The 21866-nt window shown below is 67.9% G+C and carries 21 protein-coding genes, 2 tRNA genes and 1 pseudogene; 6 read left to right on the top strand and 18 right to left on the bottom strand.

Features of this window, described 5'->3' with window-relative positions:
- The 3 genes from ACP7A5_RS15265 to ACP7A5_RS15255 form a co-directional block, all read right to left on the bottom strand.
- A partial coding sequence (locus ACP7A5_RS15265; RefSeq protein ID WP_426038994.1) for a GTP-binding protein occupies positions 1-119 on the bottom strand: 119 nt, incomplete at its 3' end.
- 51 nt (positions 120-170) lie between these two features.
- Positions 171-244, bottom strand: a tRNA-Gly gene (locus ACP7A5_RS15260).
- 88 nt (positions 245-332) lie between these two features.
- Positions 333-416 (bottom strand) — tRNA-Tyr (locus ACP7A5_RS15255).
- Between the two features lie 147 nt (positions 417-563).
- Here ACP7A5_RS15255 and rlmB point away from each other — a divergent pair.
- The 3 genes from rlmB to ACP7A5_RS15240 all read left to right on the top strand — a co-directional run bounded on the left by rlmB (position 564) and on the right by ACP7A5_RS15240 (position 3052).
- Positions 564-1484, top strand: coding sequence for a 23S rRNA (guanosine(2251)-2'-O)-methyltransferase RlmB (gene rlmB, locus ACP7A5_RS15250; protein ID WP_426042712.1), 921 nt, complete (start codon positions 564-566; stop codon positions 1482-1484).
- A 211-nt stretch (positions 1485-1695) separates the two neighbouring features.
- A complete protein-coding gene (locus ACP7A5_RS15245) occupies positions 1696-2574 on the top strand; it encodes a TerC family protein (RefSeq protein WP_426042711.1) in 879 nt (292 codons plus the stop codon).
- Between the two features lie 31 nt (positions 2575-2605).
- The gene (locus ACP7A5_RS15240) at positions 2606-3052 is read left to right on the top strand and encodes a hypothetical protein (RefSeq protein ID WP_426042710.1); all 447 of its coding nucleotides are present in this window, start codon (positions 2606-2608) and stop codon (positions 3050-3052) included.
- On the opposite strand, the gene ACP7A5_RS15235 is transcribed toward ACP7A5_RS15240, so the two are convergent.
- The 7 genes from ACP7A5_RS15235 to ACP7A5_RS15205 all read right to left on the bottom strand — a co-directional run bounded on the left by ACP7A5_RS15235 (position 3053) and on the right by ACP7A5_RS15205 (position 11421).
- Positions 3053-3766 carry a 2OG-Fe(II) oxygenase gene (locus ACP7A5_RS15235; RefSeq protein ID WP_426042709.1) on the bottom strand — a complete coding sequence of 238 codons (714 nt, stop codon included), beginning with the start codon at positions 3764-3766 and terminating at the stop codon, positions 3053-3055. It abuts the gene before it with no gap.
- A complete protein-coding gene (metG, locus tag ACP7A5_RS15230) occupies positions 3763-5466 on the bottom strand; it encodes a methionine--tRNA ligase (protein ID WP_426042708.1) in 1704 nt (567 codons plus the stop codon). The genes ACP7A5_RS15235 and metG overlap by 4 nt, the downstream gene beginning before the upstream one ends.
- 59 nt (positions 5467-5525) lie before the next feature.
- Complete coding sequence (locus ACP7A5_RS15225) at positions 5526-5933, bottom strand: MAPEG family protein (protein ID WP_426042707.1); 408 nt, start codon at positions 5931-5933, stop codon at positions 5526-5528.
- 46 nt (positions 5934-5979) lie between these two features.
- Positions 5980-7338: an MATE family efflux transporter gene (locus ACP7A5_RS15220; protein ID WP_426042706.1), complete on the bottom strand. Its 1359-nt coding sequence runs from the start codon at positions 7336-7338 to the stop codon at positions 5980-5982.
- Positions 7339-7547: 209 nt separating this feature from the next.
- On the bottom strand, positions 7548-7946 hold the full coding sequence (locus ACP7A5_RS15215; RefSeq protein ID WP_426042705.1) for a DUF1489 domain-containing protein: 399 nt from the start codon (positions 7944-7946) through the stop codon (positions 7548-7550).
- 147 nt (positions 7947-8093) lie between these two features.
- On the bottom strand, positions 8094-10085 hold the full coding sequence (locus ACP7A5_RS15210) for an acetyl/propionyl/methylcrotonyl-CoA carboxylase subunit alpha (RefSeq protein ID WP_426042704.1): 1992 nt from the start codon (positions 10083-10085) through the stop codon (positions 8094-8096).
- A gap of 436 nt (positions 10086-10521) precedes the next feature.
- Positions 10522-11421, bottom strand: coding sequence for an enoyl-CoA hydratase-related protein (locus ACP7A5_RS15205; protein ID WP_426042703.1), 900 nt, complete (start codon positions 11419-11421; stop codon positions 10522-10524).
- 248 nt (positions 11422-11669) lie between these two features.
- On the opposite strand from ACP7A5_RS15205, the gene ACP7A5_RS15200 reads away from it, so the two are divergent.
- A complete protein-coding gene (locus ACP7A5_RS15200; RefSeq protein WP_426042702.1) occupies positions 11670-12164 on the top strand; it encodes a hypothetical protein in 495 nt (164 codons plus the stop codon).
- Here the strand turns inward: ACP7A5_RS15200 and ACP7A5_RS15195 are convergent.
- From ACP7A5_RS15195 to ACP7A5_RS15180, 4 genes are all read right to left on the bottom strand, one after another.
- Entirely contained in the window at positions 12154-13746 is a 1593-nt protein-coding gene (locus ACP7A5_RS15195; protein ID WP_426042701.1) for a carboxyl transferase domain-containing protein, read from the bottom strand. The two genes, ACP7A5_RS15200 and ACP7A5_RS15195, sit on opposite strands and share 11 nt — an antisense overlap.
- Before the next feature lie 200 nt (positions 13747-13946).
- Positions 13947-14366, bottom strand: coding sequence for a J domain-containing protein (locus ACP7A5_RS15190; RefSeq protein ID WP_426042700.1), 420 nt, complete (start codon positions 14364-14366; stop codon positions 13947-13949).
- Positions 14367-14379: 13 nt separating this feature from the next.
- Positions 14380-15213 (bottom strand): division plane positioning ATPase MipZ, encoded by an 834-nt coding sequence (locus tag ACP7A5_RS15185; RefSeq protein WP_426042699.1) that lies wholly within the window; start codon positions 15211-15213, stop codon positions 14380-14382.
- 193 nt (positions 15214-15406) lie between these two features.
- Complete coding sequence (locus ACP7A5_RS15180; RefSeq protein WP_426042698.1) at positions 15407-16093, bottom strand: SPOR domain-containing protein; 687 nt, start codon at positions 16091-16093, stop codon at positions 15407-15409.
- 76 nt (positions 16094-16169) lie between these two features.
- Here ACP7A5_RS15180 and panC point away from each other — a divergent pair.
- A pseudogene (gene panC, locus ACP7A5_RS15175) lies at positions 16170-17033 on the top strand (pantoate--beta-alanine ligase).
- Here the strand turns inward: panC and ACP7A5_RS15170 are convergent.
- The gene (locus tag ACP7A5_RS15170) at positions 17034-18218 is read right to left on the bottom strand and encodes a cation:proton antiporter (protein ID WP_426042697.1); all 1185 of its coding nucleotides are present in this window, start codon (positions 18216-18218) and stop codon (positions 17034-17036) included. It lies immediately after the preceding pseudogene.
- Between the two features lie 112 nt (positions 18219-18330).
- Here ACP7A5_RS15170 and ACP7A5_RS15165 point away from each other — a divergent pair, with 112 nt between their 5' ends.
- Positions 18331-18834: a cytochrome C gene (locus ACP7A5_RS15165; RefSeq protein ID WP_426042696.1), complete on the top strand. Its 504-nt coding sequence runs from the start codon at positions 18331-18333 to the stop codon at positions 18832-18834.
- On the opposite strand, the gene ACP7A5_RS15160 is transcribed toward ACP7A5_RS15165, so the two are convergent.
- The 3 genes from ACP7A5_RS15160 to ACP7A5_RS15150 all read right to left on the bottom strand — a co-directional run bounded on the left by ACP7A5_RS15160 (position 18831) and on the right by ACP7A5_RS15150 (position 21838).
- A complete protein-coding gene (locus tag ACP7A5_RS15160; RefSeq protein WP_426042695.1) occupies positions 18831-19601 on the bottom strand; it encodes a chorismate mutase in 771 nt (256 codons plus the stop codon). The two genes, ACP7A5_RS15165 and ACP7A5_RS15160, sit on opposite strands and share 4 nt — an antisense overlap.
- 282 nt (positions 19602-19883) lie before the next feature.
- Entirely contained in the window at positions 19884-20471 is a 588-nt protein-coding gene (locus ACP7A5_RS15155) for a prephenate dehydratase domain-containing protein (protein ID WP_426042694.1), read from the bottom strand.
- Positions 20468-21838, bottom strand: a complete 1371-nt coding sequence (locus tag ACP7A5_RS15150; RefSeq protein ID WP_426042693.1) for a class II 3-deoxy-7-phosphoheptulonate synthase — start codon at positions 21836-21838, stop codon at positions 20468-20470. The genes ACP7A5_RS15155 and ACP7A5_RS15150 overlap by 4 nt, the downstream gene beginning before the upstream one ends.
- Between the last annotated feature and the right edge of the window lie 28 nt (positions 21839-21866).

The raw sequence follows: 21866 nt of genomic DNA, 5'->3' as shown, positions 1-21866 counted from the left end.
CTGGCCTTGGCCAGAACCATCGTGATCGCAGCCGTCAGCGTCGTCTTGCCGTGGTCCACGTGACCGATCGTGCCGATGTTGCAATGCGGCTTGTTACGTTCGAACTTTTCCTTGGCCATGGCCAAACTCCTGATGGCCCGGCTCGGGGGCGCTGGTGCTTATCAAAAATATGGAGCGGGTAGACGGAATCGAACCGACATATTCAGCTTGGAAGGCTGCTGTATTACCATTATACTATACCCGCACGGAAACCACGGCAGCCCTTTGTTTTCACGAAGAAACTTCCGCAGCCGATCGTCATCGAAAACCCTGCCGTCCGTATCGAAAGCGCGTGGTGGGGGAAGCAGGACTCGAACCTGCGAAGCTTACGCAGGGGATTTACAGTCCCCCCCCTTTGCCACTCGGGACATTCCCCCAGCGCGCTATGTCGATCCGTCCGAACCGTCCCTGACCAATCTTTCGACCGGCGTCGGAACAAAAGGCTTCGGGGTCGGGACACGCCTGAGATAGAGGGAGCGCCAGACCCGAAAGCCCTAGGGCTCCAAATCGGAGGGCGTCTTATAGTGTCGAGAAATCCAGAACGCAACGACCGGAAATCGGGCCAAAAGCCGACCGGCAAACCGGCCTTCAAAGGCCGGTCCGGCGACGCTTCGCCAGAGTCCAAAGGGGCGCCCAGGGGCGGCCCCGACCGCGGGGGCTGGAACCCCAATCCGCCAACCAAGGCCTTCTCCACCGCCGCGCCGCGCGCCGGGCGGGGCAAGGTCGACGCCGACGGCTTCGTGTGGGGCCGTCATCCCGTGCTGGCGGCGCTGGCGAACCCGGCGCGCAAGGGCATGGGGCGTCTGCTGGCGACCGCCGATCGCGCCGCCGAGCTGGAACGCGACGGCATCCCCAACGGCCACAAGGTCGAGGTGATCGAATCGCTGGCGCTGGAGCGGATGCTGCCCGCAGGCGCGGTGCACCAGGGCCTGGCCTTCAAGGTCCAGCCGCTGGAAGGCGTGGCGCTCGAGGACTTCGCCGATCCGGCCGAGGGAATCATCGTCATGCTGGATCAGCTGACCGACCCCCAGAACGTCGGCGCCATCTTCCGCTCGGCCCTGGCGTTCGGCGCGCGGGGAATCATCGTGCAGGACCGGCATTCGCCGGTGCTGGCCGGAGCGCTCGCCAAGGCGGCGGCCGGGGCGACGGAGCGCCTGCCGTGCGCGCGGGTGACGAATCTGTCCCGGGCGCTGGAGCGGCTGGCCGATCTCGGCTGGCGGGCGGTCGGGCTGGATGGATCGTCCGAGGAACTGCTGGAGAATGCGCTGGATCACCGGCCGACCGTTCTGGTCATGGGCTCCGAAGGCGACGGCATCCGCCGTCTTGTCGCCGAACACTGCGACGTCCTGGCGAGGATCCCCATGCCGGGCGGCTTCGAGAGCCTCAATGTGTCCAATGCGGCGGCCGTCGCCCTCTACGAAGCGACCAAGAAACAGCGCAGCTAGAGCAGGATCGGCTGAGGAGGAATCGCTTCGCGATTCCGCTGATGCCGTGAATCCTGCTCCAGTTATCAGCGAGAGCCTGATTCACGCTTTCGACAGAAGCGCGAAGCGCTTCCATCTCAAACGATCAGGCTCTGGCGACCTTGCCCCCCGTCGTCGTTCGGCGACGGGGAGGAGACTTGGCGCACGACGTTCGCGACGCTAGAGACCGCCCATGGAATTCCTCAGCTCTCCCGAACTCGCCAGCCAGTTGACCGCACTCGGTCAGGTCATGGCCATCGACCTGGTGCTCGCAGGCGACAACGCCGTGGCCGTGGGCCTGGCCGCCGCCGCCCTGGCGCCCGAACAGCGCAAGAAGGCGATCCTGATCGGTCTGGCGGCCGCCGTCGTCCTGCGGATCGGCTTCGCCCTGATCACGGTGCAGCTTCTGGCCATTGTCGGCCTGCTGCTCGCCGGCGGCATCCTGCTGCTTTGGGTCTGCTGGAAGATGTGGCGCGAACTGCAGGAGCATAAGACCCACGACCAGGCCGAGGCCGAGGCGGAGCTCGAAACCGCCCTGTCCGCCCACCACGGCGGCGGACCGGCCCCCGAGGCCCTGGGCCTGAAGCGCAAGACCTTCGGCGCCGCCCTGCTGCAGATCATGATCGCCGACGTGACCATGTCGCTCGACAATGTGCTGGCCGTGGCCGGCGCGGCGCACGAGCATCCGTGGATCATGGTGTTCGGCCTGATCCTGTCCATCGCCCTGATGGGTCTGGCCGCGACCTTCATCGCCAAGCTGCTGAACAAGTACCGCTGGATCGGCTACGTCGGCCTGGTCATCGTCCTGTACGTCGCCCTGCACATGATCTGGGACGGCGCGCGATCGGTCGTGGTGCGGACCGGAAATCTGGAGCAATTCAACGCCGCCGCCCCGGCCTTCCTCGATATCTCCCCCTATGAGGTCGAGAAATTCCAGCAGGGCGTGCGGACCGAGGACAGCGCCCTGCCCGGCGCGGGCGAGCCCCTGACCTCGCCTGACTCGGCGACGGATGCCGCTTCCGCCCCGACCGGGACCGCAGTAGCGTCACCGGAGCCGGCCAGGGCGGAATAGTCCGCCGGCCCGGCCGCAAGGCGGAGGCTAAGTGAGCGTCATTCTGATTTCCGCGCTGCTCGCGGGGCCGATGACGGCCGCGCCGGTCGCGCCGCCCGCGGTCGTCGTCCAGGCGGGACCGCGATCCGTGCCGGTCGGCGACCCCCTGCGGCGGACGCTGCTGAATACGCTGCGTCCGTCCATCGAGGACGAGCTGAACCAGCCGGTCCAGTTCATGGTCGACCGGCTTCGGGTCCAGGGCGACTGGGCCTTCTATGCGGGTTCGGTGCAGCGCCCCGACGGCCGCCCCATCGACTTCGTCCGTGCCGGTTTCGCCGAAGCGATCGCCGAGGGCGTGTTCGACGGCCCGGCGACCTATGGGCTGATGCACCGCGTGAAAGGACGCTGGACGGTGACCGTCTTCGTCATCGGACCGACCGACGTGGCCTATATCGGCTGGCCCGACGCCTACGGCGCGCCGATCAGTCTGTTCGAATAGTCAGGCCCCCCGCAGCCAGCCGGTGATCGACACGCGGTCGGCCCCGGCCGACAGGGCGACCTGGGTCACCGAATGGGGCGCCGGGACCTTGAGCAGGTTAAGGGTGTTGAAGCGCGGGGTGAAGGCCTCGCCGACATTGCCCTCGGCATCGTGGAAGGCCAGCAGGCCGCCCCAGACGATCCGCCACCCGGGCGTCAGGCCCAGGACATAGGCATAGAGGCGGTTCTTCCCCTCGGCCGTGTCGTCGTGCTCGGTCAGGAAGTGCCCCTTGCGGAATCGGGTCAGCTGGGCGTCGGCCGAGGCGATGCGGGGCTCGCCCGTCGCCTGTCGCATCAGGCCGAGGAAGGCCTCGCCGTTGAGGAACGCGACCAGATCGGCCCAGACGGGAGCGGCCGATCCGGCTTCGGCGAGATCGTAGATCGGGTGGTTGTCGAACAGGTACTGGAACTCGTCAGTCGCGGCGGTCTGGACGGCCTGGCCCAGGGCCTGACGCTGGTGCGGCTCCAGCGAATGCAGCCAGGCGCCGGGGAGATCGACATGACCGGTCGAGCGGCGGGTGACGACATTGAAGTCGGGCTGCTCCGCTTCGGCCCGCAGGTGTTCGGCACAGGAAGCCGCCAGCAGGTCGTGCAACTGCACGCGGCCGGTGGCGGCGAGGCGCTCGCGCACCGCCGAGAGGGTCGCCGGGGAGTGATCGGCCAGCGTGGGCTTCACTGAGCCCCTCCGAACCGCTCGCTCCACTCGGCGACCTGGACGTCCTCGATCTTCCTGAACAGGACCTCGGCGGCGGCGACAGTCTGACCGCGCGAGAGTTGATCCAGAAGCGCGGCGTTGGGGGCGGGCCAGCTGAGATCCGTCTCGCCCACGGCGGCGGCGATCTTCCCGGCCGAGAAGGGCATGACCGGCGCGGCAATGCGGGCGAACAGGGCGACCAGGTTCAGGCCCGTGCGAACGCCCACGGCGGCGCGATCGACATCGGACTTGAACGCGGTCCAGGGCGCGGCTTCCTGCAGGTATTCGTTGCCGAGGACCCAGACGGCGCGCAGGGCCTGGCAGGCCTTGCGGAACTCCAGGGCCTCGAAGGCCTCGGTCGCCTCGGCGATGCCGGCGCGCATGTCGGCGTCGAGCTTCGCCTCCAGCGGGCCGGGTTCGCCGCCGTCCGGGACGACGCCGTCGAATTTCGACTCGGCGAACTTGACGATCCGGTTGACGAAATTGCCCAGCACGTCGGCCAGGTCCTTGTTCGTCGTCGACTGGAACTGTTCCCAGGTGAAGGCCGCGTCCGACCCTTCCGGCCCATAGGCGGTCAGATGCCAGCGCCAGTAGTCGGCGGGCAGGATCTCCAGCGCCTGGTCCATGAAGACGCCGCGCTTCTGCGACGTCGAGAACTTGCCGCCGTACCAGTTCAGCCAGTTGAAGGCCTTCAGCGTGTCGACGGTCTTCCACGGCTCGCCCGATCCCAGGATGGTCGCGGGGAAGCTGACGGTGTGGAAGGCGACGTTGTCCTTGCCCATGAACTGGACGTAGCGGACGTCGTCCGCCCCCTCATCCAGCCGCCACCAGTCGCGCCAGGTCGTGCCGTTGGCCTCGGCCCATTCCTCGGTCGCGCCGATATATTCGATCGGGGCGTCGAACCAGACATAGAAGACCTTGCCCTCCATGCCCGGATGCGAACCGCCGTCGGGACCGACCACCGGCACGCCCCACTTCAGGTCGCGGGTGATGCCCCGGTCGATCAGGCCTTCGTCGAGGTGTTTGAGCGCGATCGAACGGGCCAGGGTCTGCCAGTCGGACTTCGACTCGATCCAGGCGCGGATCTGGCCCTCGATCTTCGTCTGCAGCAGATAGAGGTGGCGGGTGTCGCGGACCTCGAGGTTGGTCGAGCCGGAGACCGCCGACCAGGGGGCGATCAGGTCGGTCGGGTCCAGCAGGCGGCCGCAGTTGTCGCACTGGTCGCCGCGCGCGCCCACGTGGCCGCAGTGGGGGCAGGTCCCCTCGACATAGCGGTCGGGCAGGAAGCGGGCGTCGTCGATCGAATAGATCATCCGGTCGACCCGTTCCTCGATCAGGCCGTTCTCCTCCAGCACCTTGGCGAAATGCTGGGTCAGGCGGCGGTTGGGCTCGCGCGAGGAGCGGCCAAACCAGTCGTAGCTGAGGCCGAAGGCGGCGCCCGCCGCCTTCTGGATCTCGTGCTGTTCGTCGCAATAGGTCTGGACGTCCTGACCGGCGGCGGCGGCGGCCAGTTCGGCGGGCGTACCGTGTTCGTCGGTGGCGCAGATGTAGAGGGTCTCGTGGCCCTGGGCGCGCTTGAAGCGGGCGAAGACGTCGGCCGGCAGCATCGAGCCCGCCAGATTCCCCAGATGCTTGATGCCGTTGATGTAGGGCAGCGCCGAGGTGATGAGGATACGGGCCATGATCGTCCGATGTTGGGGAAGGCGACCATATAGAGAGGGGCGGGCCCGGCGGCAAAGTCCTAGCTGAACGCCGTGAATCCGAGCTGCACCGCCATCGCCAGCAGGGCCAGGGTCCCGACGGCAAAGGCGTTGAATCGCAGCCTCACATTGTTGCCGTTCAGATGGATCAGGCTATGGACCAGGCGCGAGGCGACGAAGATCCACGCTGTGACGACCAGGCCCGGCCCCGTCGCCCCCAGATGCAGCGCCAGCAGCACCAGAACGTAGAACAGCACGGGTGTCTCGAACTGGTTGGCGCAGTTGTTGGAGATCAGGCGAACCGGCTCGGGCCAGGCGTCGTTTGAGGCCGCGACCGCCGCGAGCGGGACCTCGCGCCGACGCAGCGCGCCGATTCGGGACACGCCGACGAGGCCGACGAGGCCGAGGGTAAGGGCGATCTGGACCAGAAGGGGGGCGATCAGGGACATCGGGCGACTCCGGGTTTTGAATCGCTACTCTTTCTCCGGATCGACCCTAAGGCAACGCTTGAGTCGAAGCCGGCAGCCTTCTGGCCACCCGCATGAACCGCCCCGTCAACAGGGCGGAAGACACCAGGCTGGCGATGATCACGGCCCAGACCAGGCCATTGACCCCGATCTGGTGCGCCAGGACCCAGCCCAGCGGCATCATGACCCCGCCATAGGCGGCGAAGTGGATGATCGTCGGCCACCAGACGTCGCCGGCCGCGCGGTTGGCCTGGGCGGCGACGACCTGGATGCCGTCGGCCACGAAGAACAGGGTCGCAAGAACCAGGGCGGGCGCGGCGATGGCCAGCAGCAGGGGATCACGATTGTAGGCCCCGACCATCATATGCGCGCTGGGCCAGACCAGCAGGGCGACGATCAAGGTCAGGCCGGTGACCACGCCGATCCCGACCAGGCCTGCCCGCAACGCGCCCTCGCTGTCCCCTGCCCCATAGGCGCGACCGACCAGCACGGCCGTCGCCGACGACAGGCCCATGGGGACCATGAAAACGATCGCGGACACGTTCAGCACCACGGCCCAGGCGGCGGTCTCGTTGGCCCCCAGCTGACCGGCGATGAAGGTCATGGCGGCGAAGGCGGCGACCTCGATGAAATAGGACGAGCCGCCGCCATAGCCGATGCGGCGCTGTTCGGCGGCGGCGACCGGATCGGGCCTCGGCCGGGTGAAGATACCCAGCGCCCGCGCCTCCGGCAGGCGGACGATGTAGATCACCAGGAAGATCGCCAGCGCCGCGCGCGCGGCGAAGGTCGCCCAGCACGAGGCCTCGGCGCCGTTCAGACCCAGGCCGAGGAGGTCGGGCACAAGCAGCAGGTTGAGGGCCAGGTTGACGCCATTGGCGACCCACATGGCGACCATGCCGGGCTTGGGTCTGCCGAGCGCCTCGAGGAAGAACTGGGCCGCGACCGACACGAGATAGGCGGGCATGGACAGGGCGAGAACGATCAGGGCCGGGCCCGCGCCCTCAGCCAGACCGGCCTCGAGGTTGAGCTGGCGCAGGAGCCAGGGGCCGAGGAACACGAGGGCGATACAGGCGGCGACGCCGAGCTGCAGCGCATAGACGAGCCCGCGCCGGAGGACGGCGCCGACCTCGGCGCGACGTCCCTCGCCCAGCATCCGGGCCGTCATGACCTGGACCCCGAACAGCAGGCCGACCGCCGTCACGACGATGATCGAATGCGGCGCCCAGGCGAGGGAATGGAAAGCCAGCTCCCGCGAAGCGTAGTTGCCGACCACGATCGCGTCGGTCAGCCCCATGGTCATGATGCCGATCCGCGCCAGCACCACCGGCCAGGCCAGGGTCAGAAGCTCGCGCGTCGCGGTGCGGGTGGAGGGGCTGAGGAACGTCATGGGACGCGGCGCAGACCACGGTCTGACGGTGGGGTCAACACGATCCTTCTCCCCTTGCGGGAGAAGGTGGCAGCCGAAGGCTGACGGATGAGGGGTCGTACCGGAGGCTGGAGTGAGGGCTGGCAAAGCTGACTTCAAACGTCAGCGTGACCCCTCATCCGACCTCGCCTCGCTCGGCCACCTTCTGCCGCAAGGGGAGAAGGCGTTCTTCACCAGGCCCCCATCTCGCGGAGCTGTTTCGCGAGATCCTCGGGCATGTCGCCAGCGTCGAGCGAGGACATGTCCGGCGGGGCGTCTTTCGGCTCGAGGTAGCGCCAGCCCTGGAAGGGGCGACGGGCCTGGGGCGCGGTGCGGATGACCTCGGGCGACAGCTTGATCAGGCACATGGAGGCCTTGCCCTCCCCCCGGGTCGAGACATCCAGAATGGGCATCCGGCAGGTCACCGACCCCTTCATCACCCAGTAGAGGGAGCCGCCGTCCTCGAGCTCGGGCGCGCGCTTGGGCGTCATCCGGGTGTTGACGGTCAGCCATTCGCCCTTGGCCGCGCGGCGTTCCAGTGTTTCCACGTGGACGACGCCGACGCACAGCTTGATCATGTGGAGAGGCATGGGCGGTCTAGATTTTCCGATCATCCCCGCGAAGGCGGGGACCCAGTTCTTTTGTGAGGCACGGTGCGCAGGATTGACGTCAGCGCTTGTTCGGTTCGATCCATCGTCCAAGGCACCGGGTCCCCGCCTTCGCGGGGATGATCGGAGTTAAGTGTTGGCCTCGACCTTCGCCAGCACGGCGTCCGCGGTCACCTGGTCCCCGACGGCGAAGCCGATCTCGCCGACCACGCCGTCGAATGGCGCGACGAGGGCATGCTCCATCTTCATGGCCTCCAGCACGATGATCGGCTGGCCCCTGGTCACGATGTCGCCGGCCCTGGCGGGGGTGGCGACGATCTTGCCGGGCATGGGGGCGCGGAGGGAACCGTCCGAGGCTGAGCCGCCGCCGGCCCGTTCCGCCACGCCGCCGCGCCAGGCGACACTGATCGCCTCACCGTCGGCGAACAGGATGTCGCCGTCATCCTCTCCATATGCCCAGTTGAAGACCCGATCACCGACCAGAACCTGCTGGTTGACGACCTCGGCCGGAATCTGATCCGCGCCGATCAGCCATTTGAACCCGTCCGTCGTGTCGGTCAGGACGGGCCGGACCACGGGCTTGCCGCCGATGCGGGCGGCATAGCTGGCGCTCGACGGGCCATTCAGGCGGAAGCCGAACGTCGCGCCGGGCAGGCCCTCGAACGGCGACGCCCTGTCCGCGCCTGTGAACCCGGTGCGGGCATGCCACTCGTCTTCGGCCGCCAGGGCGATGGCGGCGGCTTCGATGTCCGGGTCGTGCGCGGCCGCCAGCGCGGCCGCCTCCGCCGCGATCAGGCCCGTATCGACATCGGCCGTCACGAAACGGGGATGACGCAGCAGGCGGGTCAGGAAGCCGGCATTGGTCCTGACCGGCCAGACCTCGACCTCGCTGCAGGCCTGCGCGAGCCGTTCGGCCGCGGCCTCCCGCGTGTCTTCATGCACGATCAGCTTGGCGATCATGGGATCGTAGAACTGGCTGACCTCGCCGCCCTGTTCGACGCCGGTGTCGACGCGGATGTCGTCAGGCAGGACGAAATGATCCAGCCGCCCGATCGAGGGCAGGAAGCCGTTGGCCGGATCCTCGGCATAGAGGCGGGCCTCCATGGCCCAGCCGTTCATCGGGATGTCGGCCTGTTTCAGCGGCACGGGCTCGCCGGCCGCGGCGCGGAACTGCCACTCGACCAGGTCGACGCCGGTAATGGCCTCGGTCACCGGGTGTTCGACCTGCAGCCGGGTGTTCATCTCCATGAACCAGATGCGGTCGGCCTTCAGACCGTCGGAGGCGTCGCCGATGAACTCGATGGTGCCCGCCCCGACGTATCTTACAGCTTTCGCTGCCCTGACCGCCGCATCGGTGATCGCGGCGCGCGTCGCGGCGTCCATGCCGGGCGCCGGAGCCTCCTCGATGACCTTCTGATGGCGGCGTTGCAGAGAGCAGTCGCGCTCGTACAGGTGGACGACCTCGCCGTGGCTGTCGCCGAAGACCTGAACCTCGATGTGGCGGGGCGAGAGGATGTATTTCTCGATCAGCACCCGGTCGTCGCCGAAGCTGGACGCCGCCTCCCGCTGACAGGAGGCCAGGCCGTCGAGGAAGGCCTCGGACGCATCGACGCGCCGCATCCCCTTGCCGCCGCCGCCCGCGACCGCCTTGATCAGCACCGGATAGCCGATGGCGTCGGCCTCGGATTTCAGCCGGTCGGGCGACTGGTCCTCGCCCATATAGCCGGGCGTGACCGGGACCCCGGCCTCGACCATCAGCTTCTTGGCGGCGTCCTTGAGGCCCATGGCGCGGATCGCGGCCGGCGGGGCGCCGATCCAGACGATGCCCGCCGCCATCACCGCCTCGGCGAACTCGGCGTTCTCGGACAGGAAGCCGTAGCCGGGGTGGATGGCCTCGGCGCCCGTCGCTTTTGCCGCCGCCAAGACCTTTTCGGCGACGAGATAGGATTCGCGCGCCGCCGCGGGGCCGATCAGGACGGCCTCATCGGCCTCACGGACATGCAGGGCCCCGGCGTCGGCCTCGGAATAGACGGCGATCGTGCGGATCCCCATCCGCTTTGCGGTGCGGAAGACGCGACAGGCGATCTCGCCACGATTGGCGACCAGGACGGACTTGAACATGGGCCCGGTTTAGAGGGGCGGAGGGCGATTGTCTCCTCCCTCGCCGGAGGAGCGCGACTCCAAAAAAAGAGTCGACAGAGTCGACAGAGTCTACATCGACGGACGTGAGGCGGCGACGATGTCAAAGACCGGGAGACAGTGTCTCACGGTTTTCAGGGGCGCCTGGAATAAGGCTATAAATCACGGCCGGGCGTTGGAGTCACAGAGGAATTCCGGGCGTGCGTTGATGGGTATGGCGCGTTTTCCCTTCTCCCCTTGCGGGAGAAGGTGGCGGCCGAAGGCTGACGGATGAGGGGTCTCACCGGCGGCTGAAGACATGGATGGACGACTGATCATTCGGCTGGAGCCGGTGTCACCCCTCACCCGCCGGCGCAAGGACGATCGCTGCGCTCTCGTGCGGCGCCTCCCTCTCCCGCAAGGGGAGAGGGCAAGTCCCCTATTCCGCCCAGCGCGGGGCGCGCTTGTCGAGGAAGGCGCGGACGCCTTCCTGGCCTTCGTCGGAGACGCGGGCGCGGGCGATGCGTTTGGCGGTCTCCTCCATCAGGCCATGGTCGATGTGGCGTCCGGCGACGTCGCGAACCAGTCGCTTGGCCTCGCCCATGGCGCCGGGGGCGTTCTGGGTCAGGCTGTCGGTCAGCATGGAGATGAACTCGTCCATCGAGCCCTCGGGCAGGACCATGTCGACGATCCCGGCGTGGGCGGCGTAGTCGGCATCGAAGATGTTGGCGGTCAGGAACAGCTGCTTCGCGCGGCGGGCGCCGACGGCCTCGATCACATAGGGGGCGATGGTCGCGGGGATGAGCCCCAGCTTGACCTCGGAGAAGGCGAAACGGCTGCCCTCGACCGCCACGGCCATGTCGCAGGCGCAGACGATGCCGGCCCCGCCGCCCATGGCCGCGCCCTCGACAAGGGCGACCGTCAGGGCCGGGATGTCGTGCAGGGCCTTGAGCATTTTCGCCAGCATCATGGCGTCGTCGCGGTTGTCGCTCTCGGACCAGCCGGCGGCGTCAGCCATCCAGTTCAGATCGCCGCCGGCGCTGAAGGTGCCGCCCGCGCCGCGGATGAAGACGACGCGCACGTTGTCGGCCCCGTGCAGCGTCTCGAACGTCTCGTACAGGGCCGCGACGGTGGCGGCGTCGAAGGCGTTCTTCTTGTGCGGCCGGTTGATGGTGACGAACACCACGCCGTCGGCAGTGCCGTCTACCTGGATCAGGTCGTCGTTGGCGTCGGGCGCCGGGTCGCTCAACAGCGGGTTGGAGATCGCATTGATCTCGGCGGCCTCGGCATCGGTGATGTCCAGCGCGTTCAGTTCGGCTTCGGTGGGTTTGTCGGTCATGTCGGTCATCCGGGGAATGTAGTGAGGAAATTCCCCGTGGGCTCCTTCTTTTCCAGAAAAGCGTTCTGAGAACATATTGCCAACCTGAACAAACCGGGTACGGTTCGCTCTCGGGGGCACTTCTTTGGTTCAAGGTACACCCAATGACGACAAACCGGGCTCCCCGCGGGCAGACCAACCACCTTGGCTACGCCCAGATTGCTGGTGGATTCCACGCCACCCGATACGCGACGTCACGCAACCGCCCCATGACCCATATGGTCACCATCAACTTCGATCGTCTGGCTATCGAAGAAGAAGCTGCAGGTACCGTATTCCGTGCTCTCCGCGCCCGTGTGTCCCGAGCGTGGCGCTATGCTTCCAAGACTGATCGAGACCTCGGGTCTTTCGACTACTTTCATGTCCACGAGAACCCGAACAACCGCAGCAACGTGCATTGGGCAGTCCATCTTCCGGCGGGGTACGAGAAGTGGTTTGAGCACCTGATACGCGACCGGCTCAGCAAGCTGTCTGGCGGGCCGTGCGGGTCAGATGAAGTGCGACTTACGCCTGTGACGACCCCGGGCGGAATGGCCAAGTACATGATGAAGGGAGCGAATCCCTCTTTCGCCAAGCACTTCCATCTCGCCGACTGGATCGCTGACCAAGGCGTCGTGATCGGGAGACGTTTCGGAACTAGCCGCAGCCTCGGCCGGTCGGCTCGGAAGGCCAACTGGTCGCGGAAGAGAAAGATCACATCCTGAACACGCCAAAGGTCGTGTCGGCTATCGGTGCGTTCAGACTGGCCGAGATGGCCAGGCCGAGAACGTCGCGGGTCTGGGTCGGCTCGATGACGCCGTCGTCCCACAGGCGGGCGGTGGCATGGTAGGGATTGCCCTCGTCCTCGTATTTCTGACGAACGGGCGCCTTGAAGGCTTCGGCCTGTTCGGGAGTCCAGCTGTCGGCGTCGCGGTGGACGGTCGCGAGGACGCTGGCCGCCTGTTCCCCGCCCATGACGCTGATCCGGCTGTTGGGCCAGGTGAACAGGAAGCGCGGGCCGAAGGCGCGGCCGCACATGCCGTAGTTGCCGGCGCCGAAGGAGCCGCCGATCAGGATGGTGAATTTGGGCACGCCGGCCGAGGCGACGGCGGTGACCAGCTTGGCCCCGTCCTTGGCGATGCCGCCGGCCTCGTATCTTCCGCCGACCATGAAGCCGGAGATGTTCTGCAGGAAGACGAGCGGGATCTTCCGCTTGCAGGCCAGTTCGATGAAGTGGGCGCCCTTCAGCGCGCTCTCCGAGAACAGCACGCCGTTGTTGGCCAGTATGGCGACCGGATAGCCCCAGATGCGGGCGAAGCCGCAGACCAGGGTCGTGCCGTAGAGCGACTTGAACTCCTCGAACTCCGAGCCGTCGACGAGGCGGCCGATGACCTCGCGCACGTCATAGGGGGCGCGGACGTCGTCGGGGATCAGGCCGTAGAGTTCGGCTGGGTCCAGAACGGGATCACAGGGTTCGCGCACGTCCATGTCGACGCGCTTGACGCTGTTCAGATGGCCGACGATGTCGCGGACGATCTCCAGCGCGTGTTCGTCGTTGTCGGCGACATAGTCGACGACGCCGGACTTGCGCGAATGGGTCTCGGCGCCGCCCAGGTCCTCGGCCGAGATGACCTCGCCGGTGGCGGCCTTCACCAGCGGCGGGCCGGCCAGGAAGATGGTGCCCTGGTTCCTGACGATGACCGTCTCGTCCGACATGGCCGGCACATAGGCGCCGCCGGCGGTGCAGGAGCCCATGACGCAGGCGATCTGGGGGATGCCCTTCGCCGACATCTGCGCCTGGTTGAAGAAGATGCGGCCGAAGTGGTCGCGGTCGGGGAAGACCTCGGCCTGGTGCGGCAGGTTGGCCCCGCCGGAATCGACCAGATAGACGCAGGGCAGGTTGTTCTGTTCTGCGATCTCCTGGGCCCGCAGGTGCTTCTTCACCGTCATCGGGAAATAGGCGCCGCCCTTCACCGTCGGGTCGTTGGCGACGATCATGACCTCGCGACCCGAGACCCGGCCGACGCCGCAGATCATCCCGGCGCCGGGGGCCTCGTCGCCATACATGCCGTTGGCGGCGAGCTGGCCGACCTCGAGGAAGGGTGAGCCGGGATCGAGCAGGCGTTCGACGCGGTCGCGAGGCAGAAGCTTTCCGCGCGAGACGTGGCGGTCGCGGCTGGCGTCCGATCCGCCCCTAACCGCCCTCGCCACCCGCTCGCGCAGCTCGGCGTTCAGGGCGGTATTGTGGGCGTGGAGCGCCTTGAAGGTCGGCGATTGCGGGTCGATGGCGGAGGTCAGCTTCGGCATGACGGGAGGTTTAGGGGGGTTTGACGGATGCGTGAACCCTCTCCCATGGGGAGAGGGCTTAAGCGCACGGCGGCGCAGCCGGCGTCCTTGCGCGAAAGGGTGAGGGCCGGACCTCACCGGAAGCGCACGACCCTCACCCTTTCGGCCAAGACACATCGCTTCGCTCTGCGAGCCTCAAGCCCTCTCAGCCTGGGAGAGGGTTATTTTCTGAGCAACCGATCCCGCGCCGCATTCAGCCGCGCGGCCAGTCCCTCTGTGCCGCCCTGATCCGGATGGGCGCGGCCCATGAGGCGGCGCCAGGCGGCGTTGATCGCTTCGGGGGTGGCGTCGGCCCCGACGCCGAGGATCGAGCGGGCCTCCGTGTCGGACAGCCCGGCGGCGCGCGGGGGGACGGACCGGATGCGAGACGCCACGGTCAACCAAAGCGCCGCCCCGACCAGCGCGCCGCCGCTGATCCACGCGCCCTTCGACAGGGCCAGCGCTCCTCCGGCCAGCATGGCGGCCGATACGAGCGTGGCGGCGACTCGCCATTGGCCGCGCCGGGGACCTTCGGTCTGACGGCCCAGCCGGACGAGGGCCCAGACTCCGATGCCGACCAGCACCAGCCAGATCAGACCCATGGCGGGACCTGGGTCAGGCCGCCGCGTCCAGGGCCGGCAGAGCGACCTCATCCAGGCCGAGCGACTGCATCAGATTGCGCATCTCCTGACGCGCGGCGACGTGGGCCAGGGACACGGCCACGGGGCGGACCTCGTTCGACAGGTCTGCGACGGTCAGGCCGAAGGGGAAGAGCTCGCGGTAGATGACCCGGTCGCGCAGGCCCGGGCCGACGCGGAAGCCGACCCGCTTGGCCAGTTTCTGCATCTTGTCGTCCAGGCGACGGCGGTTGCGGGCCTCGGCGACGGCGAGGCGGTTGGTGATGATGACCCAGTCGATGGCGGCGTGGCGGCCTTCCGAGATCGCGCGGTGCTTGCGGGCCTCCCAGACGCTCTCGGAATAGGTCGAGGGCTTGAGAAGTTCGAGGGTCACCGGGTCGACCGTGCCCAGCATGTCGAAGTCGACGAAGCTGTCGTTCATCGGGGTGACAATCTGGTCGGCGCGGGCATGGGCCGCGCGCGACAGGGCGGTGTCGCCGCCGGGGGTGTCGATCAGGATGATTTCGGCGCCTTCCGCCTCGGCGAAAGCGGCCTCGAAGCAGGCGATCTGGTCGGCCTCGCCGGCCCTGGCCAGAGCCTTGCCGTCGCCGAGATCCGGCTCGATCGGCATGGGCAGGATCACACCGTTGGCGGCGGTCCAGGCGGCGCGGTAGGCGAAGAAGTGACTCATGGATCGCTGGCGCAGGTCCAGGTCCAGGATGGCCACCCGCCGGCCCGCGTGCAGCAGTCCGCACACGATATGGATGGCGAGGGTGGACTTGCCCGCCCCGCCCTTTTCGTTGCCGACGACGATGACCTGAGGCTGCGTCATGAACCGATGATCCGAAAGCTGGCGACGACCGACTCACTCGCCGGTCGCCTTGGCCTGCCAGAATCGGGCCCGCCGCCGCTTCCGTCAACGAAAGGTTAAAAGACGACTGTGGATGGGATCGTCGGGGCTCACCGCTCCCCTATACCCGTGCACTCCGGCGAAGGCCGGGGTGCACGGATGATGGATTGGGCGGCTAGCCCCGGCGCAGGCACCCGAGTTGGGCGGCATCGGCGGCGCGGCAGACGGCGCGGGCGGCGTCGGCGGGGGCGACGACCTTCAGGCGGGTCAGGCGGCGCCCATCGACCTCGACCGCTTCGAACACAGGAGACAGTTCGGCAACCGCGTGGCCGGCTGAGGCGATACGCGTCCAGGCGGCGCGGGCGGCGCCCGGGCTGGAGAAGGCGCCGAGTTGCAGCGTCGCGCGAGGCGCCGCAGGCGCGGTTGCGGCCGCGGGAGTGGCGCGGACCACTGCGCGTTCGACACGGGGCGCCGGCATTCGGTCCGAGACCTGCTGGACGACCGCCTCAGCCACCATGGGAGCCGCGGCCTCGATCAGGGCGGGTGCGGCGCGTTCGACCGCGCCGCGCAGGCCGGCGTCGCGCGCGTCCCACAGATCGTGCGGATTCATGACCTCGACCCGCAGCGCGCCCGGGTTGACGACCGCTTCGGTCATGGCCAGCGCGGGACGCAGGCCGCCCTCGGCCGCCGTGCGCACGGGGCGCGCCTCGCCTGAGCGGGGGCCGCCATCCAGAGGGATGTCGGCCACGATCTGGGCCATCGACTCAAACCGGTGCGGGTCGCCCTCGACCAGGCTGCACGACGAGGTCGCGAGGCCGGCAAAACCGAGGAGCACTGGACGAAGCATTCTGCTGGGCGTCATAAGCCGACTCATAGCCCGACACCTTTTGCCGTCCCGTGCACGAACAGGCTTAAGTTGAAGGGTTAACCCGGTAAGCATGACTGAGAACACTCCTCCCCTTCCCATCGCGAGAACCATCGAAACGTTGCGTGCGACCGTGCGCGACTGGCGTCGCCAGGGGTTCACCGTGGGCTTCGTGCCGACCACGGGCGCCCTGCACGAAGGCCATCTGACCCTGGTGCGCGACGCCGGACGGCGGGCGGACAAGGTGGTCGCCAGCGTCTTCGTCAATCCGACCCAGTTCGCGGCGCATGAGGACCTCGGCGCCTATCCGCGTCGCGAGGCCGAGGACGCCGGCCTGCTGGCCGGGGCCGGATGCGACCTGCTGTTCGCGCCGACGGTCGGAGAGATGTATCCGGAGGGCTTCGTCACAGGCATCAGCGTCGGAGGACCGTCGCAAGGGCTGGAGACCGACTTCCGACCGCATTTCTTCGGCGGGGTGGCCGTGGTCGTGGCCAAGCTGCTCAACCAGGTCCAGGCCGACGTCGCCGTGTTCGGAGAGAAGGACTATCAGCAGCTGCTGGTGGTTCGCCGCCTGGCCCGTGATCTGGACATCCCGACCGAGATCGTGGGTTCGGCGACCGAGCGGGACGGGCACGGTTTGGCCCTGTCGTCGCGCAACGCCTATCTGGCCGACGCCGAGCTGACGGTGGCGCGCAGGCTGAACGGCATCCTGGCCTAGGCGGCGATGAAGGCGGCGGACAGGCGTCCGCTCGCGGCGGTGGAGCGGGAGGCCTATGCCGAGTTGCTGAAGGCCGGGTTCGGGCGGGTGGACTATGTCGCCGTGCGCCGCGCCGACGATCTGGCGGCGTTTGCGAACGGGGTCGTCGATGGACCGGCCCGGATCCTGACTGCTGCCTGGCTGGGAAAGACGCGGCTGATCGACAACATGTCGATATGATCAGCCCGAGGCGAGCCGGGCCAGGCGTGGCTTGACGATCGGAATGGTCAGCATCGTCGAACCCAGCGCCATCAGCAGCAGGGCGGTGAAGGTCTCGTTGGTGATGATCTGCTTGTCCAACAGAATGTTGGCGAAGATGATCATGATCAGGGCCTTGGTCTGCAGCAGCCAGCCGATGATCGTCGCCTCCCCTTTCGGCCACTTCAGGATGCGACCCGCCAGCTGAACCCCCGCCAGCTTGCCGGCGACGGCGGCCAGCAAAAGCAGGGCCGCGGCGCCGAACACGGCCGCGCCGCCGACGCCCCACTGGGTGCGCAGACCCGTCGACAGGAAGAAGACCGGCATTATCGTCAGCAGGACGATGTGGCGAAAGCCGTCCATCTCGGTCTCGTCGAACCAGTCCTTTTCCATCACCACCCCGGCCAGGAAGGCCCCGACCATGAAGTGCAGGCCCGCCCAGTCACAGACCAAGCCCATGGCGGCCAGCCAGATCAGGCCGACGTACCAGCGGTCGGTGCGGGGAATGCGCTGCATCAGGGCGCGCAGGGCGATCGAGGCGATCGGAAAGCCAACCAGGAAGCCGGCCTGACGCCCCAGCCGGTCCCAGTCCAGGATGATCAGGGCCAGAACGCCCCAGATGGCGATGTCGTCCAGACTGGCATAGCGCAGGACGCGCTGGCCCAGCGGCTTCCTGAGAATGCCCAGCTTGTCGAGAAACAGCACCAGGATGGGCAGGGCCGTGACCGCGCAGGCCATGCCGATGCCGGCGATCGTCTGCCACGTCGCCGCCCGTGCGCCGATCCAGCCGGGAAACTGCAGCATCACGGCCGCCGCGCCACAACCGAACAGCAGCGGCGTGGCCAGAGCCAGGCCCGCCGTCATCCCCGTCTCGCCCCGGCTGGCCCAGGCCTGTTTCAGATCCAGCTCGATCCCGGCCAGCCAGACGAAGATCAACACCGCCCACCAGGCGATGCCGTTCAGCGCCGAAACGACCTGCGGATTGAAGACGAAGGCGTAGTAGTCGGGAAAGGTCGCGCCCAGAACGCCCGGCCCCAGGAGGATTCCGGCGATAATCTGAACCACCACCAGAGGGGCGTAGTGATCGGTCTTCAGCAGTCGCCAGACCAGCCAGGGCAGGCTGAAGATGATCAGCATGGCGATGAGGAAGACTTCCGTCGTATTCATGCGGGGCCCATCGCGATCCAAACGCGCGACCCAGTCCTAGCCGATTCCCGCCGAGCTTGACGAACGCGTTTGCGTGGATTTCATTCCCGGCGGGATAACGGGGGGATTTGAGATGAGGCGGACCGATCTGGTCGCGTGCCTGGGCATGGCCGCACTGCTGGCCGGATGCCAGCCGACGATGGAGACCCAGGTCGGCACGGACACTGCGGACGGCCCCCGGGTAGTGGCCGCGTCCGATATCGAGGCAGGCCGCTATGTCGTTCTGGTCGGCGGTTGCAACGACTGCCATACGCCGCAGTACGCCATGACCGGCGGGGCCCGGCCGCCCGAAAGCGAGTGGCTGAAGGGGTCGACCGAGGGGCACACCGGGCCCTGGGAAACCAGCTACGGCAAAAACCTGCGCCTGACCGTCGCGGGGCATTCCGAAGACGAATGGGTCCAGTTGCTGAGCACGGGCGCCAGCCTGCCGCCCATGCCCTGGCCGAGCGTCCGCGCGATGTCGGAGCCCGACAAGCGCGCCGTCTATCGCTACATCAAGTCCTTGCCGGGCGACCCGGGCCAGCCTGCGCCGCCCCCCCTGCCGCCTGGGGCGACGCCGCCCGCTCCGGCGGTCTAGCCGATCGCGCCGACACAGCCCTCGGCGTCGCCGGGGGTCAGGTCGGCCTCGGTCAGGGCCAGGGTCCAGCCGTGGTGGGTGTTCAGGCCCCAGCGACGCGCGCCGCCGCCGTCGCCGGCGTCTCCGCCCGCGCTGACCACGACCCGGCGGCCCCTGGGCAGGGCGGCCGGGTCGATCTTGCCCACGGCCAGAGAGGTCGGCTGACCGCCAGCCGAGCCGAAGCCGTCGAAGACGCTCAGGCTCGACCAGTCGCGGCGCAGACCGACCCACCAGGAATCTTCGGTATTCACGGCCAGAACGGCGACACCCTTACCCTCGGCAGCGAAGGCGAGCGCGGCCTGCGGGTCGCGAACCATGCGGATCGAGGCGGCCGTGCCGAAGCGATGGCGGGCGCCGTCGAAGGCGCGGGTCGGGTCGGTCGGAGCCCAGACCTGGACCTGAAGCTGGCCCTGGCGCGCCAGACCCCAGCCGACGATCTCGCGCCACAGGCCCTCGACGGCGACGGCGTTCTCGGGATCAGCCCTGGCCATGACGCGGCTGAGAACGGTCTGTTCGCGGTCGGGGCGCAGCTTGGTGTGAGGGCCGTGGGGCGCGTCCTTAGCCTGACCAACCTTGGCGGCGATGGCGAGGCGGCGCTGGAACAGGACCAGGAGTTCGTCGTCGACGAAGTCGATCTCGTGACGCAGGGCGGCAAGGGCCATCTGCTCGGGCGACATGTCTTCGGGGTTCATGTCGGGCCAGACGTGCTGGAGGTTCGATTTCGGCATGGGGTTTGAGCTTTCACGGGATGCATTTCGATGAAGGGCGAAGGGGTGCGCCGCCGCCCTGGTTGAGGGCGGTCGCCGGCGAGGCTGTCAGGAGCGAGGAATGCTCGAGGCCTCAGCCGGCGTATCGAAAGCCGTAAAAGCAGGAGCCGAGATAGCAGGCAGCCGCGCGCGAACGGAGCGAGAGGGTCAAGAGCGAAGCGCGCAGCGGGGACATGAGTCGAACCGGTTGTTAGGATCGTGTGCGATCCATGGGACCCTAAGACACGCAACGATCGTGCGACGTCAAGCCGGTTCGCGGGCCAGAAGAACAAATCGCGTGCGATTGTCGTCGGAATCCTGAAGATCGTTGCGCAGAACCGTCAGTCCGTAAACCTCGGCCGCAGCGACTGGCGCGATGGCGGCGCGGGTGCGGTCGCCGAGTTCGGCGACCTCCCGGGCGGCCCCGGCGGTGTCGAAGGCCTCGATGATCTCGAACCCCATGTCGGCCAGGGTCCGGGCGCATTGGCGCAGGGCGATGGGATGGCTGGCCACGGTGCGGATCTGTTCGAACTCGGCGCCGTCGACGGCCATCAAGGCCATGCGGATGGGCCGCCAGGCATCGCCGACGATCGGCAGGCCGGACTCGGCCACGAGGGTCGCCGCTGGCTCCACGACACCGATGGTCGAGTTCTCGACCGGGATCAGGGCGCAGTCGCAGTCGCCCGACTGCACGGCGGCGATGGCCGCGTCGAAGGTCTCATACGGCACATGCTCGTCCCAGGGACGCAGAGCCATGCAAGCCTCGTGGCTGAAGGCTCCGGGCGCGCCCTGGAAGGCCGTGCGGCCTGCCCGATCCTCGCTCTCCGGTCTGCCGACAGCCCCGGTGGTCATGCCGCCTTCGACCTGTTGAGGCGGCCCGACTTCAGACGCTCCGCCACCAGGAAGGCCAGCTCCAGCGCCTGATCGGCATTGAGGCGCGGGTCGCAGTGGGTGTGGTAGCGGCTGGAGAGGTCGTCCTCGGACACGGCCTGGGCGCCGCCGAGGCATTCGGTGACGTTCTGGCCGGTCATTTCCAGGTGGACGCCGCCGGGGTGGACGCCCTCGTGTTCGGCCACCTCGATGAAGCCCTTCACCTCGCCCAGGATCCGGTCGAACGGCCGGGTCTTGTAGCCGTTGGAGGCCTTCAGCGTGTTGCCGTGCATCGGGTCGATCGACCAGATGACCTTCTTGCCGTGAGCCCTGGCGGCCTTCATCAGGCGCGGCAGGCGGTCGTGGACCTTGTCGTGGCCGAAGCGGCCGATGATGGTCAGCCGGCCCGGGATGTTGTCCGGGTTCAGGGCGTCGATGAGGGGCAGCAGGTCGTCCGGCTCCATGGTCGGGCCGCACTTCACGCCGATCGGATTCCTGATGCCGCGCATGAACTCGACGTGGGCGCCGTCCAGCTGACGCGTGCGCTCGCCGATCCACAGCATGTGGGCGGAGGTGTCGAACCATTCGCCCGAACCGCCATCGAGGCGCGTCAGGGCGCTCTCGACGTTCAGGAGCAGCGCCTCGTGCGAGGTGAAGACCTCGACACGCGACAGGTCCGGATGGGATTCGGGCGTGACGCCGACCGCTTCCATGAAGGCCAGGGCTTCGGCGATCTTCTCGGCCAGTTCGCGGTACTGGGCGCCGACGCCGCCGTCGGCGAAGCCCTGGGTCCAGCGATGGATGTTGTAGAGGTCGGCATAGCCGCCGCCGGCGAAGGCGCGCAGCAGGTTCAGGGTCGAGGCCGACTGGTTGTAGGCCTTCAGCAGACGCTGGGGATCAGGGAGCCGCTCCTCGGCCGTGAAGGCCGAGCCGTTGATGTTGTCGCCGCGGTAGGACGGGAGTTCGACGCCGTCGATCTCCTCCACCGCCGAGGAACGCGGCTTGGCGAACTGGCCGGCGATGCGGCCGACCTTCACCACGGGCTTGCGACCCGCGAAGGTCAGGACGACGGCCATCTGCAGGATCAGGCGGAAGGTGTCGCGGATGTTGTCGGTCGAGAACTCCTTGAAGCTCTCGGCGCAGTCGCCGCCCTGCAGCAGGAAGGCGTCGCCGCGCTCGACCTGGGCCAGTTTGGCCGTCAGGCTGCGCGCCTCGCCCGCGAACACGAGTGGCGGCAGGGTGCGCAGCTCGTCCTCGACGGCGGCGAGCGCGCGCGGGTCCGGATAGTCCATCGGCATGTGCACGATGGGTTTGTTTCTCCAGGATTCAGGGGTCCAGCGCTTGGTCATTGCAGAAGAATAGGCCTCTCGCGGTTGC

This window comes from Brevundimonas sp. TWP2-3-4b1 (assembly GCF_049897665.1).
In the GTDB taxonomy this organism is placed as follows: Bacteria; Pseudomonadota; Alphaproteobacteria; order Caulobacterales; family Caulobacteraceae; genus Brevundimonas; species Brevundimonas subvibrioides_B.
Note: the sequence above shows the minus strand (reverse complement) of the source record. Positions and strands in the feature narration are given on the sequence as shown.

Coding starts and splice junctions, on each gene's coding strand:
- ACP7A5_RS15245 (WP_426042711.1), top strand. CDS start 1,696: ATGGAATTCCTCAGCTCTCCCGAACTCGCCAGCCAGTTGACCGCACTC.
- metG (WP_426042708.1), bottom strand. CDS start 5,466: ATGGCCCGTATCCTCATCACCTCGGCGCTGCCCTACATCAACGGCATC.
- ACP7A5_RS15225 (WP_426042707.1), bottom strand. CDS start 5,933: ATGTCCCTGATCGCCCCCCTTCTGGTCCAGATCGCCCTTACCCTCGGC.
- ACP7A5_RS15220 (WP_426042706.1), bottom strand. CDS start 7,338: ATGACGTTCCTCAGCCCCTCCACCCGCACCGCGACGCGCGAGCTTCTG.
- ACP7A5_RS15215 (WP_426042705.1), bottom strand. CDS start 7,946: ATGCCTCTCCACATGATCAAGCTGTGCGTCGGCGTCGTCCACGTGGAA.
- ACP7A5_RS15210 (WP_426042704.1), bottom strand. CDS start 10,085: ATGTTCAAGTCCGTCCTGGTCGCCAATCGTGGCGAGATCGCCTGTCGC.
- ACP7A5_RS15205 (WP_426042703.1), bottom strand. CDS start 11,421: ATGACCGACAAACCCACCGAAGCCGAACTGAACGCGCTGGACATCACC.
- ACP7A5_RS15200 (WP_426042702.1), top strand. CDS start 11,670: ATGACCCATATGGTCACCATCAACTTCGATCGTCTGGCTATCGAAGAA.
- ACP7A5_RS15195 (WP_426042701.1), bottom strand. CDS start 13,746: ATGCCGAAGCTGACCTCCGCCATCGACCCGCAATCGCCGACCTTCAAG.
- ACP7A5_RS15190 (WP_426042700.1), bottom strand. CDS start 14,366: ATGGGTCTGATCTGGCTGGTGCTGGTCGGCATCGGAGTCTGGGCCCTC.
- ACP7A5_RS15185 (WP_426042699.1), bottom strand. CDS start 15,213: ATGACGCAGCCTCAGGTCATCGTCGTCGGCAACGAAAAGGGCGGGGCG.
- ACP7A5_RS15180 (WP_426042698.1), bottom strand. CDS start 16,093: ATGACGCCCAGCAGAATGCTTCGTCCAGTGCTCCTCGGTTTTGCCGGC.
- ACP7A5_RS15170 (WP_426042697.1), bottom strand. CDS start 18,218: ATGAATACGACGGAAGTCTTCCTCATCGCCATGCTGATCATCTTCAGC.
- ACP7A5_RS15165 (WP_426042696.1), top strand. CDS start 18,331: ATGAGGCGGACCGATCTGGTCGCGTGCCTGGGCATGGCCGCACTGCTG.
- ACP7A5_RS15160 (WP_426042695.1), bottom strand. CDS start 19,601: ATGCCGAAATCGAACCTCCAGCACGTCTGGCCCGACATGAACCCCGAA.
- ACP7A5_RS15155 (WP_426042694.1), bottom strand. CDS start 20,471: ATGACCACCGGGGCTGTCGGCAGACCGGAGAGCGAGGATCGGGCAGGC.
- ACP7A5_RS15150 (WP_426042693.1), bottom strand. CDS start 21,838: ATGACCAAGCGCTGGACCCCTGAATCCTGGAGAAACAAACCCATCGTG.